The sequence below is a fragment of the Stenotrophomonas sp. STEN031 genome (assembly GCF_056759975.1).
On record NZ_JBRREA010000013.1, the window covers coordinates 16,630 to 29,014 of the forward strand.

At 59.8% G+C, this 12,385-nt stretch carries 11 protein-coding genes and 1 tRNA gene; 8 read left to right on the plus strand and 4 right to left on the minus strand.

Going from position 1 to position 12,385, the window contains the following annotated elements; all coding sequences use genetic code 11:
- Positions 1 to 35 precede the first annotated feature (35 nt).
- Positions 36 to 236: a sulfur carrier protein ThiS gene (gene thiS / locus ACVOLQ_RS08195; RefSeq protein WP_481527665.1), complete on the minus strand. Its 201-nt coding sequence runs from the start codon at positions 234 to 236 to the stop codon at positions 36 to 38.
- Between the two features lie 175 nt (positions 237 to 411).
- Here thiS and ACVOLQ_RS08200 point away from each other — a divergent pair, with 175 nt between their 5' ends.
- The 6 genes from ACVOLQ_RS08200 to ACVOLQ_RS08225 all read left to right on the plus strand — a co-directional run bounded on the left by ACVOLQ_RS08200 (position 412) and on the right by ACVOLQ_RS08225 (position 6,343).
- Complete coding sequence (locus ACVOLQ_RS08200) at positions 412 to 2,196, plus strand: autotransporter outer membrane beta-barrel domain-containing protein (RefSeq protein WP_481527719.1); 1,785 nt, start codon at positions 412 to 414, stop codon at positions 2,194 to 2,196.
- 249 nt (positions 2,197 to 2,445) lie between these two features.
- Positions 2,446 to 2,519: transfer RNA gene (locus tag ACVOLQ_RS08205), tRNA-Gly, on the plus strand.
- A 124-nt stretch (positions 2,520 to 2,643) separates the two neighbouring features.
- On the plus strand, positions 2,644 to 3,519 hold the full coding sequence (gene rimK, locus ACVOLQ_RS08210) for a 30S ribosomal protein S6--L-glutamate ligase (RefSeq protein WP_313174487.1): 876 nt from the start codon (positions 2,644 to 2,646) through the stop codon (positions 3,517 to 3,519).
- A 231-nt stretch (positions 3,520 to 3,750) separates the two neighbouring features.
- Entirely contained in the window at positions 3,751 to 4,224 is a 474-nt protein-coding gene (locus ACVOLQ_RS08215) for a hypothetical protein (protein ID WP_481527666.1), read from the plus strand.
- 108 nt (positions 4,225 to 4,332) lie between these two features.
- Positions 4,333 to 5,010 (plus strand): response regulator transcription factor, encoded by a 678-nt coding sequence (locus ACVOLQ_RS08220; RefSeq protein ID WP_057629745.1) that lies wholly within the window; start codon positions 4,333 to 4,335, stop codon positions 5,008 to 5,010.
- Positions 5,003 to 6,343: a sensor histidine kinase gene (locus ACVOLQ_RS08225; protein ID WP_481527667.1), complete on the plus strand. Its 1,341-nt coding sequence runs from the start codon at positions 5,003 to 5,005 to the stop codon at positions 6,341 to 6,343. The genes ACVOLQ_RS08220 and ACVOLQ_RS08225 overlap by 8 nt, the downstream gene beginning before the upstream one ends.
- Before the next feature lie 343 nt (positions 6,344 to 6,686).
- Here the strand turns inward: ACVOLQ_RS08225 and coaE are convergent, their stop codons facing one another.
- Genes coaE through ACVOLQ_RS08240 form a run of 3 tightly spaced genes read right to left on the minus strand, consistent with a single transcriptional unit; the run spans position 6,687 to position 9,494 of the window.
- A complete protein-coding gene (gene coaE, locus ACVOLQ_RS08230) occupies positions 6,687 to 7,304 on the minus strand; it encodes a dephospho-CoA kinase (protein WP_481527668.1) in 618 nt (205 codons plus the stop codon).
- Positions 7,305 to 7,359: 55 nt separating this feature from the next.
- Positions 7,360 to 8,226 (minus strand): prepilin peptidase, encoded by an 867-nt coding sequence (locus ACVOLQ_RS08235; protein WP_313174493.1) that lies wholly within the window; start codon positions 8,224 to 8,226, stop codon positions 7,360 to 7,362.
- A gap of 8 nt (positions 8,227 to 8,234) precedes the next feature.
- Positions 8,235 to 9,494 (minus strand): type II secretion system F family protein, encoded by a 1,260-nt coding sequence (locus ACVOLQ_RS08240; protein ID WP_481527669.1) that lies wholly within the window; start codon positions 9,492 to 9,494, stop codon positions 8,235 to 8,237.
- A 351-nt stretch (positions 9,495 to 9,845) separates the two neighbouring features.
- On the opposite strand from ACVOLQ_RS08240, the gene ACVOLQ_RS08245 reads away from it, so the two are divergent.
- Both ACVOLQ_RS08245 and ACVOLQ_RS08250 read left to right on the plus strand, forming a co-directional pair.
- Complete coding sequence (locus tag ACVOLQ_RS08245) at positions 9,846 to 10,256, plus strand: pilin (protein WP_481527670.1); 411 nt, start codon at positions 9,846 to 9,848, stop codon at positions 10,254 to 10,256.
- A 157-nt stretch (positions 10,257 to 10,413) separates the two neighbouring features.
- A complete protein-coding gene (locus ACVOLQ_RS08250; protein ID WP_481527671.1) occupies positions 10,414 to 12,330 on the plus strand; it encodes a hypothetical protein in 1,917 nt (638 codons plus the stop codon).
- The last annotated feature ends 55 nt before the right edge of the window (positions 12,331 to 12,385 follow it).

Below are 12,385 nucleotides of genomic sequence, written 5' to 3' on the forward strand. Positions count from 1 at the left end.
CCGAGCATGGCTCGGCACTACCTTGCTGCGGTGCCTCAGCCGCCGCCCAGCGCATGCACGATCTCCACCACGTCACCGTCCTGCAGGGTGTGGTCCGCATGCTGGCTGCGTGGAATGATCTCGCCGTTTATCTCGACCGCGACGCGGCGCTCGGCCAGCCCTTCGGCAGCCAACAGTTCGATCAGGCGCAAGGCGGGCTGTAGTTGGCGTGGTTCGCCATTCAGATGGATATTCATGCCGCCATTCTCGCCAGCGCGGAGGAAAAAGCCCAGCCGGCGGACAGTTTGCGGCGGCGCAGCGTGTGTGTCTTACGCGGTAATGAAAACATAACAACGTGCGGCAGCGTATGTCTGCCGCTTCCCCACCCAGGAGTTGAACATGTCTCTTTCCCTTCGCCCGCTGCGCGCCGCCATGGCCGTTGCCATTGCCCTGGCCGCGGTGCCGGCCATGGCGCAGTCGCCTTACTCCAAGACGGTATTCTTCGGTGACAGCCTGACCGACACCGGCTACTTCCGTCCTGTGCTGGTGAAGCTGGATCCCAATGCTTCCCTGGTGGGGCGTTTCACCACCAACCCGGGTTGGGTATGGGCGGACTACATCGCCGACCAGTACGGCACCAACGCCAGCCCCAATGGCAACGGCCAGACCGGCGACAACTACGCTGTTGGCGGCGCCCGTGTGGGTGTGGATGAAGTCGGTTTGCTGGGCCCGACCCCGTCGATGAAGTCGCAGATGACCGCGTATCTGGCGGCCAATGGCGGCAAGGCGGATGCCAATGCGCTCTACACGGTGTGGGGTGGCGCAAACGATCTGTTCACCGTGACCAGCCCGACCCAGGCGCCGGCCGTCATCGGTGCCGCGGTAACCGAGCAGGTGGGCATCGTTGGTGCGTTGAAGGCCGCTGGAGCCGAGTACGTGATGGTGCCGAACCTGCCGGATATCGGCTTGACCCCGATGGCGCGGGCGGGTGGTGCGGCCGGCATGGCACAGGGCACGGCATTGGCCAAGGGCTACAACGACGCGCTGTTCGGCGGCCTGAAGCAGGCTGGCCTGCAGGTGATCCCGGTGGATACGTTCACCATCCTGCAGGAAATCGTCGGCAACCCGGGCGCCTATGGCTTCACCAATGTCAGCAACATGGCCTGCACCTCGGCCTCGTCAGTGACCTGCTCGCCGCTGAGCCTGGTTGCACCGAATGCCAACAACACCTATGTGTTCGCCGACGGCGTGCATCCGACCACGGCGGCGCACCAGATCCTTGGCCAATACGCTATTTCGGTGCTGGAAGCGCCGCGCCTGCAGCAGATCCTGAGTCATTCGGCGCAGACCACCGGCCGTGCCCGCGCCGATCAGGTCGGTGCACATCTGGGCTCGCGTCCGGCCGATGGCCTGAGCTGGTGGGGCAATGTGCGCGGCGACATGCAGCGCTATGACCATGCCGATCTCTACGATGGCCTGGCACCGGCCGGTCTGTTTGGCGTGGATTGGTCGCGTGACGGCATGGTGCTCGGCGGTTTCGCCGGCTACGGCCGCATGGATGCTGACTTCGGCAACAACAAGGGTGACTTCACCCAGGACGACACCACCCTGGGCCTGTTCGCCGGCTGGTATGGCGATCGCGCCTGGGTCAACGGCCAGCTGAGCTACAGCTGGTTGGGGTATGACGTGACCCGCAAGGTGCAGCTTGGCCCGGCCACCCGTGAGCACAAGGGCTCGCCGGACGGCAGCAACCTGACCGCCGCGATCAATGCCGGTTACGAGTTCGGCCAGGCGGGGGGCTTCCGTCACGGTCCGGTGGCTGGCGTGGTCTGGCAGAAGGTGAAGCTGGATGGCTACGTTGAAAGCAACGCCAGTGCCACCGCGTTTGGCTACGGTGACCAGGATCTGGATTCGACCGTTGGCCGCATTGGCTGGCAGGCCCGCTTTGATGGCGATGGCCTGAAGCCGTATGTGCAGGTCACTTATGACCATGAGTTCGAGGACGGTAAGCAGGCCAGCGCCTGGCTGCAGACCTTGGCTGACGTTGGCATGTACAAGGTGCCGGGGCTGGAGTTTGATCGCAACTACGCCACCGCCGTTCTGGGGGTCCGTCTGAAGTTGTGGGGGCTGGACAGCAACATCGGCCTGAGCACCACCACGATGCAGAAGTCCGCGCGTGATGCCACCGTGTTCGCCAGCTTTGGCGGCAGCTTCTGAACTGCCGTGGGAAGTAGTAGCAAGTAGTTAGCTGTTGTGTGTGGGAGGCGGTGCCGCGTCAGTGGCATCGCCTCTTTTTGTTTGCGCGACGGGATCTCCTGGATGCGCGTGGTACCGGGTTTTACGCCCCTGCTGAGCGCCAACGGCCGGGAAAGCAGGACTCAACCTGCTGCATCGACCCGAAGCAAGTGCCGCAGGGCCGGCCGTTGCTTTGTCACAGCGTCACGCATAGACTTCACCCTCGCCAAAGCGGGCGTAGCTCAATGGTAGAGCTGTAGCTTCCCAAGCTACTGACGAGGGTTCGATTCCCTTCGCCCGCTCCACTCCCCGGCGATTGGCAAGGGGCAAAAAGGCAGGCTTTCACGCCGTTGCGAAGTCCCCATTTCAGATCATCCGGATCGACCAAGGCCGCGATATGCTGCGCGCCTACTGTCCGATCCCGCCGCGATGAAACTGGCCATCCTCTCCCGTAATACCAAGCTCTATTCGACCCGTCGATTGGTCGAAGCTGCACGTGCCCGCGGTCATACCGTGCGCATTCTCGATCCGTTGCGCTGCTATATGCGGATAACCTCCAGCGGCTTTGGCATGCACTACAAGGGCAAGGCGCTGACCGGGGTGGACGTGGTGATCCCGCGGATCGGGGCCTCCATCACCCGTTACGGCACTGCTGTGCTGCGCCAGTTCGAAATGATGGGCGCGCGCACCCCCAATCCGTCCGACGCGATCCTGCGCGCCCGCGACAAGCTGCGTGCGCACCAGCTCTTGGCGGCCAAGGGTATCGACATGCCGGTGACGGTATTCGGCGACAACCCCGACGACACCGACGACCTGCTGTCCATGCTGGGACCACCACCGCATGTGGTCAAACTCAGTGAAGGCACGCAGGGCAGGGGGGTGATCCTCACCGAGAAGCTCAGCGCGTCCAAGGGAACCGTCGAGGCCTTGCGTGGCCTGTATGCCAACTTTCTGGTGCAGGAGTTCATCGCCGAGGCCCAGGGAGCAGACCTGCGCTGCCTGGTGGTAGGGGACCAGGTGGTGGCGACCATGCGTCGGCAGGCGCAGGACGGGGATTTCCGTTCCAATCTTCACGCCGGCGGCAGCGCTGAGCGTGTGGTCTGCAGCAAGGCCGAGCAGCAGGTGGCGGTGCGTTCGGCCAAGGCGCTCGGGCTGGGCATCGCCGGTGTCGATCTGATCCGCTCCAAGCGCGGTCCCTTGGTGTTGGAGGTCAATTCCACGCCGGGCCTGGAGGGTATCGAGGGGGTCTCGGGCGACGATATTGCCGGGCGGATGATCGAATACGTGACCAGCCTCAAGCGCTGAAGCAAGGGATGCAATTTCTTTGCATGGTTTTAACAAGCCTTTAATCCGGCTGGCCCTAGCCTGTTTCCACTGTGCCCAGCCCTCCTCAGTGGGTCCGGTGATCGGGAATTTTTAAGGCCCTGGCGGGTTCCGCCGGGGCCTTGTTTTGTCTGGATTTTCGTTTGCATCTGGCAGTTGTTGTGATCTTCACACAGCGCTAGAGTGAGCCCATTCCTAAGGAGAGGGTCCGCTATGCTGCGTGGTCTGTTGTTGGTAGTGCTGTTGGCTCCGGCCGTGGTTGTGGCAAAACCCGCCGAGCCGCCGTTGCAGGCATCCATCCCCTTCCAGGTGCAGCAGCAGAAGGTGCGCGGGGACCTGCAGGGCAATGAGGTGTACAGCGAGATTTCCTCGGCAGACCGAGGTCGCGTGCTTGAAGCACTGGAGCGCATGTCCCAGGCAATCGGTGCGGGTACGGCGGATGCCTTGCCAGCGGAGAAGAAGGTTGCGGTATTCAATGATCAGGAACTGGTAAATGGCATCCTGACCAAGGCTCGCGAGGACAGTCGCCTGGTCTGCAAGCGTGAAAAGCGGGTGGGTTCGCAGATGCCGACCACAAGCTGCCTCACCGTTGCAGAACGCGACCGTATGCGGCGTGAGTCCGAACAGCACGTTCGTTTTGCCCAGGATGGCAAGATCATCATCAACAATAAAGATGCTGTGCGGTAATCCTCGCGGAACGCACTGCTAGGAAGGCATTAACAAAGCCTGTGGTGTAATTCTTGGCAAGCAGACCAAGTCTGCTTGCTATTTCCAAATACGAAGGTAATCGCCCACGTGCGCATTCTTGTAATCGAAGACAACAGCGATATCGCAGCCAACCTTGGTGACTACCTCGAGGATCGTGGGCATACGGTCGATTTCGCCGCCGATGGCGTGACCGGCCTGCACCTGGCTGTGGTGCATGAGTTCGATGCGATCGTGCTGGATCTCAACCTGCCGGGTATGGACGGCATCGAAGTCTGCCGCAAGCTGCGCAACGACGCGCGCAAGCAGACACCGGTGTTGATGCTGACCGCGCGCGACTCGCTCGACAACAAGCTGGCCGGCTTTGATTCCGGTGCCGACGACTACCTGATCAAGCCATTCGCGCTGCAGGAAGTGGAAGTACGGCTCAATGCACTGTCACGCCGTGGCAAGGGTGCCCACACCCGCGTGCTGGAAGTGGGGGATCTGGAATACAACCTGGACACCCTGGAAGTGCGTCGCCAAGGCAAGCTGCTGCAGCTCAACCCGACCGCGTTGAAGATCCTGCAGGCCTTGATGGAGGCTTCGCCGGCGGTGGTTACCCGGCAGGAACTGGAGACCCGCGTGTGGGGCGAGGAACTGCCGGATTCGGACTCGCTGCGCGTGCATATCCATGGCCTGCGCGCTGTGGTGGACAAACCGTTTGAAGTGCCGATGATCCAGACCCGCCACGGCATTGGTTACCGTATCTCCGCACCCGATGCCTGAAACAGCCCTGCCTGAGATCGTGCGCAGGCGCGGACGCTACCGCCGGCGTCTGCGCAGCCGCATCATCCTCTCCTTCGTGTTGTTGGGCTTCTGCCTGACCACGTTGTTCGCATTCGCGACGAATTGGGCACGGATGCGCGTGGAAAACCAGTTGGTAGAGGATGTGATGAATCGCAACCTCGATGCCTCCTGGCAGAGCTATATGCGCAGCGGTGGCACCGACGTTGTCGCGCCGGTGCAGCAGATGCGTGCGTTCCTGTTCCGCCCGGACAAGCTTGATGGTCTACGCCGTGACTATCCCGAATGGGAGGGCTTGCAGGACGGTATCCACAACATCAGTGGTGAGGACGCCGAAGGCAAGCCGTTCTCCTACAAGGTCGGTGTACGCAAGACGCCGGACGCCTGGTTCTTCATTGCCTATGACATGGGGCAGGCGCTTCGTGGTGAGCAGCAGCTCAACCGCGCGCTGTTTCTGTCGGTGATCATCTTCAGTTTGCTGTCCTGGGTGCTGGGCTGGTGGTCTGCCTCAAGGGTGATGCGGCCTGTGTCCGATCTGGCAGCGCGCCTGCGTGCCTATCGCGGTGGCAATACGCATCCCGAGCCGCTTGCCCCGCGTTTTCCCGATGATGAGGTGGGGCAGCTGGCCGAGGCGCTTGATGACTATTCGGCACGTCTGACCGAAGTGGTCCAGCGTGACCGCGAGTTCAATGCTGACGTCAGTCATGAGTTGCGCACTCCGCTGGCGGTGATCCGTGGCGCTACCGAGTTGTTGCTGACGCGCCCCAACCTTGATGACAAGGTGCTACAGCGCTTGCAGCGCATCCAGCGCGCCGAACAGCAATGCAGCGATTTGATCGGTTCGCTGTTGTTGTTGTCGCGCAATGAGCGTGCACAGGGCAGTAGCAATGTCGCCCGGGTCGCCGAGCAGTTGCTGGAATCGCACCGTGCCCAGCTCGGCGGCAAGCCCCTGGAGCTGGTGCTCGACGGGTCGCGTGAGCTGGTGATCGATGCTCCGGAGTCCGCGCTGTCCGTTGCCCTGGGCAACCTGATCGGTAACGCGGTGAAGTATTCGCAGGAAGGCAGGGTGCTGGTGAGGGTTGGCGCGAACGCTGTCGAAGTTATCGATAACGGTCCGGGACTAAGCGAGAAGGATGCTGCCAGCCTGTTCCAGCGTGGCTATCGTGGTACCCATGCAGGACATTCGCAGGGTGGCGGTATCGGCTTGTCCATTGTCAGTCGTCTGTGCGCGTTGTATGGGTGGCAGGTGGATATCCGTCCGGGCGAAGAGCGCGGCGTGATCGCGACGCTGACATTCGCCCCCGAGCAGCCTTGAGCTGCAATCAGAGGCTTCGATCGGCACGCTACAGCCGTATGGCCGTATAGAGCTGTATAGCCATACAGCCATACAGCCGTATAGCTGCACAGCCTGGCGGCAGGTGGCGGGTTGAGGGAGACTGGATTGCGTCAGATTGCCCGCTTTTTGGCCCCTCTCCCGCCAGCGGGAGAAGGGCTGGGGTGGGGAGCGTTCTGCGCACGAATCAGAAGCTGCGATCGGCGCGAAAGGCGGTGAGCCGGGGAGGCTGGATGGCGCCGGATTGCCCGTTTTTAGCCCCTCTCCCGCTGGCGGGAGAGGGGTTGGGGTGAGGGTGCTCTCCGCGCGCTGTTGAAGGCAGCAGTCAAGCCAGCAACCCAGCAAGCTCCCGATAACGTGCATCCAGTGCTTCGATATGCACCTGCAGCGCATCCGGGTGACCATCGTTGATGATCACATCGTCGGCAATGGCCAAGCGCTGCGCGCGGCTGGCCTGTGCCTGGATCATGCGCTCGGCCAGTGCGGCATCGATGTTGTCGCGGCTGCGCAAGCGTGCGTGCTGTACTTCCTCCGGGGTGTCCACCACCAGAATGCGCTGCAGCCAGGGGTAGGTCGAACGCCCGCCGGCTTCAGTCAGGAGTGGAATGGCGGCAATCGCATAGGGACTGGCTGCCGCCTCGCAGAGGCTGCGCACGCGCGCGCGGATTGCGGGATGGGTGATGGCTTCCAGTGCGCGGCGTTCATCGGGGTTGGCGAACACGCGTTGGCGCAAGTAGGCCCTGTCCAGACTGCCATCGGCCTGTAGAACCCCGGCGCCGAACAGCTCGGCAATCGCTGCAAGGCCGGGGCTGCCAATCGCGACAACCTCGCGCGCTGCTACATCCGCATCAGCCACGGCAATGCCCAGCGCCTCGAAGCGCCGGCTGACTTCACTCTTGCCCGAGGCGATGCCGCCGGTCAGTCCGACGATGAAGCTGCTCATGCGATGACTCCGATACAACAATGGCCCATGAAGGGCCATTGTCGCGTGTGCTGCTTTATTGCTGTAGCCCTGCCAGCCGCATGTAGCCGCCTATCATCTGGTCGCCCCACATGAAGACCAGCCAGCCGGCGATGGCCAGATAGGGGCCAAACGGGATGGGTGTGGCGCGGTCGCGCCCCCGCGAGTACAACCAGATCGAGCCGATGATGGCGCCGACCAGCGAGGACAGCAGGATGATCGGCAGAATGCCCTTGAGTCCGCACCAGGCGCCCAGTGCCGCCAGCAACTTGAAGTCGCCGTGGCCCATGCCTTCCTTGCCGGTGATCTGCTTGAACAGCCACCAGACCGTCCACAGTGACAAATAGCCGACTGCGGCGCCAATCAATGCAGGCTTGGCCGGCATGTAGAGATTGTCCATGCTGCCGATCAGGCCCAGCCACATCAAGGGCAGGGTGAGTTGATCAGGCAACAATTGGGTGCGCAGGTCGATACCCGACAGGGCGACCAGGAAGCAGCTCAGCACGATCGCGCCAAAGCCCTGCCAACCAAACCCGAACTGCCAGACGCTGGCCAGCACCATCAAGGCGGTAACCAGCTCCACGATCGGGTATTGGATGGAAATCGGTGCCTGGCAATGCCGGCACTTGCCGCGCTGGATCAGCCAGCTGAACAGCGGGATGTTCTCGTACCAGCTCAGTTTGTGCTTGCAGTGCGGGCAGTGCGACGGCTCCACCACGATGCCCGGCGGCGGCGGCTCATAGATATCCGGCTGCTCGAGGATCTCGCGCGCATCGCGTTTCCACTGCCACTCCATGCGCTTGGGCAAGCGCAGGATCACCACGTTGAGGAAGCTGCCGATCAGCAGTCCCAGTCCAGCCGCGGCGGGGTAGCCGAGGCCGGGATGCTGGTCGAGAAATGCCATGCTTTTAGTTATCCAACAACCGATGCAAGTTTGAAGATCGGTAGGTACATGCCGATGACCATGCCGCCTACGATGGTGCCGATGAAGACCATGATGAGGGGCTCGATCAGGCTGCTCAAGGCGTCGACGGCGTTGTTGACTTCCTGCTCGTAGTACTCGGCAACTTTGAACAGCATCGCGTCAAGTGCACCTGCTTCTTCACCAATGGCTGTCATCTGTATCACCATATGCGGGAACAGGTTGACCTGCTTCATCGCCATGTTCACGGGGTAGCCGACTGCGACATCGTCCCTCATACGCAGAACAGCTTGTTCGTACACCGTGTTGCCTGTGGCTCCGGCGACAATCCCAAGTGCTTCAACAAGAGGAACGCCCGCCTTGAACGTTACGCCGGTCGTGCGAGCAAAGCGGGCAATCGCGCTGTTATGCATGATCTGACCGATGATTGGTACTTTCAGGACCAATTTGTCAACGGTATGTTGCAGGGCAGGTGAGCGTTTGAAAGCGAAGATGAAGCCCACAACCGAACCGATAGTGACGAGCAGGAGCAGCCACCACCATGACACCATGAAGCGGGACATGCCGACAATCATCTGTGTAAACGCTGGCAGCTCCGCGCCGAATCCCTTGAACACTTCTTCGAACTGAGGCACCACCCAGACCAGCAGGATCGAGCTGACCAGGAGGGCGACTGCGACGACCATCGCTGGATAGAACAAGGCTTTTTTGATCTTGCCTTTGAGGCCTTCGATGTTCTCTTTATAGCTGGCGATCGTTTCTAGGACGGTTTCCAGCACGCCGGCGCCTTCGCCGGCTCTGACTAGATTCCGGTAGAGTTCATCAAACTGCACCGGGTGTTTGCTGATGGCCTCATAAAGAGAAGAGCCCCCCTCGATATCCGAGCGGATTTGTCCCACCATCTTCTTCATTCGGAGGTTCTTGTGGCCCTCGCCAATGATCTCCAGGGAGCCAACAATTGGAACGCCCGATTTCATCATTGTTGCCATCTGGCGACTGAAGAAGGCAATTTCCTTGGCGGTGATCTTGGATCCCGCGGCGCCGAACAGTGGCTTCGACTTGGGTTTGACCGTTGAAACGGTGATGCCTTGCCTACGCAGTTCTGCGCGAAGCATGTTGATGTTCTTGGCTTGTTGTTCGCCCTTCATCTTGACGCCGCGTTTGTCTGTTCCCTCCCAGACGAAAGGCAGCAACTGGTTGGTATTGCGGGCGATCGGCTCGTTTTTTACCGCAGTGCGCGTAACGGACATTGATATTGGCTCCCTGCCCTGACCATCCCCAGGTCGAGCATCTGTTGGCCATGGTAGCTGCTTCGCTGCGAACTGGCACCATCCTTGCCACCTTAGTGATGATGCAGAGAGATCACACATGGGGCAAAGAAGGTCAAAAGGTGACGCTGTACGTCACTTTTTTAGAGCGATGGTAGAAGTTGCCTATTGGGGGCTTCCATTCCTTCGGGTTGATGCGATGATTGTCGACGGGGAGCTGGGGGCTGCCAGAACTTGGCACGCAACCTGCTTTGTAACACCCCGCATGGGGGGAGTTTGCCTATGCGGCTTTCACCCTCGTCAACAATCACAAACCTCTAGGGGATGTATCTAATGAAGAAGCAGCAGGGTTTTACGCTGATCGAACTGATGATCGTTGTCGCGATCATCGCCATCCTGGCCGCAATCGCGCTGCCGGCTTACCAGGACTACGTCGTTAAGTCGCAGGGTGCATCGGCACTTGCCGAAATCACCCCGCTGAAGACTCAGTTCGAAGTCATGGTCAATGAAGGCAAGACTCCTTCATTGACGGCCTCTGCAAATGGCTATATCGGTCAGACCGCCAATGGTGGCAGCTATTGCAACCTGGCCCTGACCGGCACCACCGTGATCGAGTGCACCGCCAAGGGTGGCAACGCCACCAAGTTCAATGGCAAGAAGCTGACGCTGACCCGCGATGCCGATGGCATGTGGAAGTGCACCTCTGATCTGGATGCAAAGTACAAGCCGGGCAAGTGCGTCTAATAGACATGCAGCTGGTTTAAAAAAGGGGCGCTTGCGCCCCTTTTTCTTTTGTAGATGGGCGGGATAATCGAGGCGCGGGGCACCGGTAAATGTCCGATGAATGCATCGGAGTGTAGTCTGGTTGTCCGTGACTAACTCTGATCTGGTTACGGCTGGAATGGAGCTGAGTAATGTGTTCTTGCCTTTTCCACGTATCAGAAGCCATAGCGGACCAATGACTCACTTTGCTTCAGCTGCCGGTTGGTTGCGGCGCCATCGATTCCTCCTGCTCGCAACGATCTGCGCGCTCGCAATTGTTATGTTATATCGGCCGGGTCTGAGCGGGGGCTTCTTCTTCGATGACAAGCCCAACATTACCCAGAACGTCTCTCTGTATGTAATGGGGCTGGATCACCATTCATTGGGCCGTGCTGCAATGAGCTTTCCTGGTGGGCACGGTCTGCGTTCGCTGGCGATGTTGACTTTTGGCTTGGATTATTTTCGTGCAGGTGGCTTCGATCCTGCGACATTCAAGGCAACCAATATCGCGATTCACGCGATCAGTGTGATCTTGCTGGCTTGCTTTCTCAAACAATTGCTAACGATAGCAGGTTGGTCCGCCCGGGCGGCCGCAATCGGGGCACTGGTGTTGGCTCTGGCGTGGGCGGCTCACCCGCTGCAAGTATCCTCGGTTCTGTATGTGGTTCAGCGCATGCAGACATTGGCAACGTTGTTTTTGATCCTTGCCTTGTGGTCATACCTGCGTATGCGCACGGTGCAGCTGCGGTCTGGGCATGGCGGTCGTTATGGCGCTTGGGCGCTGGTTTTCTGGATCATGGGAGTGGCAAGCAAGGAAGACGCGATTCTTCTGCCGATGTACACGCTGGCGCTGGAGGCGTGTGTACTGGGATTCCGGGCTGCCAATCCCAAAATCGAGTCTGGTCTACGCAGGTTATATCTGGTTGCGACAGTTGGCGGTGCGATGCTGTTGCTGTTCTGGGCGTTGCCAAAGTATTGGAGCTGGACTGTTTTCCCTGGAAGGGATTTCAATAGTTACGAACGGGTGCTGACGCAGGCGCGGGTGCTGGTGCTGTACCTGTGGCAGATCGCATGGCCTGCTCCGGCAAATCTTCCATTTTACTATGATGCCTACCCGGTATCACGCGGCTTGCTGCAGCCTGTGACAACTTTGGGGTGTTGGATGTTTTTGCTCGCGTTGCTTGCTTCTGCGTTTGCTTTGAGGCGGCGGCGCCCAATTTTCTCATTCGGTGTATTGCTGTTTTTCCTGGGTCATGTGATCAGTAGCAGTATGCTTGGGCTTGAGCTTGTCTTTGAGCATCGCAACCACTTTCCTTTAATTGGAATCATGTTGGCGCTAGCGGACTTGGCCTTCTTGGCGATTCAGCGTTGGGGGAATGGAGCAATTGCGGCGGTGCTCGCGTCGTCGTTTTTACTGGTGCCCGCGTTGGGCGTCACGACTTTCAAACGTGCACAGATATGGGGTGACAACCTTTCCCTCGCAAAGGAAAGTGTAAGGATCGCCCCCCATTCCAGTCGCGCATGGGTGGCTTTGTGTCGAGCGCATTTTGATCTTAGTCAAGGTGATTACAGCGGTGAGCAGTTTGCTAACGCGATTGCAGCATGCAAGAGAGGTGGTGAAGCTACGGGGTCCATCATGGCACTGGCAAATGTAGTTATTTTCAAATCGCTTCGCGGCGATGCATCAGACGCGGATTGGGGATTGCTGCTTACGGGTCTGCGTACCGCAGTGATTACGCCGGAGAACAAAGCTGTTGCCATGAACATGGTAGGCAACGCCAATCATGGTCTGGATCTGGATCCAAAGGGTGTTTCCGAAACAGTCGAAATTGTTCAGCGACGCGCCGGGTTTTCTCCAGTGGAGTATGTCTCCATAGCAAGATTTCTGTTGGATCATGGGGAGAATCCGGATCAGGCGTATCGTTATCTGCAATTGGCTGTAGATGGCTTTCCGGCGGGCGACCCGGCGGTCGGTCGACTGCTGCTTGGTTTGAGGGAGGAAGGGCGCGGAGAATGGGCGGACAGGCTGGCTGCGGGCTTACAATCCAAGAATTGAGTCGTGCCTGTTCTGGCGCGTTTAGCTGCTGCGAAGTATCGGGAACTGGAAGATG

Excerpts from the sequence above, each read along its gene's own strand:
- thiS (WP_481527665.1), bottom strand. The coding sequence starts at position 236 with ATGAATATCCATCTGAATGGCGAACCACGCCAACTACAGCCCGCCTTG.
- rimK (WP_313174487.1), top strand. The coding sequence starts at position 2,644 with ATGAAACTGGCCATCCTCTCCCGTAATACCAAGCTCTATTCGACCCGT.
- ACVOLQ_RS08225 (WP_481527667.1), top strand. The coding sequence starts at position 5,003 with ATGCCTGAAACAGCCCTGCCTGAGATCGTGCGCAGGCGCGGACGCTAC.
- ACVOLQ_RS08215 (WP_481527666.1), top strand. The coding sequence starts at position 3,751 with ATGCTGCGTGGTCTGTTGTTGGTAGTGCTGTTGGCTCCGGCCGTGGTT.
- ACVOLQ_RS08240 (WP_481527669.1), bottom strand. The coding sequence starts at position 9,494 with ATGTCCGTTACGCGCACTGCGGTAAAAAACGAGCCGATCGCCCGCAAT.
- ACVOLQ_RS08200 (WP_481527719.1), top strand. The coding sequence starts at position 412 with ATGGCCGTTGCCATTGCCCTGGCCGCGGTGCCGGCCATGGCGCAGTCG.
- ACVOLQ_RS08245 (WP_481527670.1), top strand. The coding sequence starts at position 9,846 with ATGAAGAAGCAGCAGGGTTTTACGCTGATCGAACTGATGATCGTTGTC.
- ACVOLQ_RS08250 (WP_481527671.1), top strand. The coding sequence starts at position 10,414 with ATGGAGCTGAGTAATGTGTTCTTGCCTTTTCCACGTATCAGAAGCCAT.
- ACVOLQ_RS08235 (WP_313174493.1), bottom strand. The coding sequence starts at position 8,226 with ATGGCATTTCTCGACCAGCATCCCGGCCTCGGCTACCCCGCCGCGGCT.
- coaE (WP_481527668.1), bottom strand. The coding sequence starts at position 7,304 with ATGAGCAGCTTCATCGTCGGACTGACCGGCGGCATCGCCTCGGGCAAG.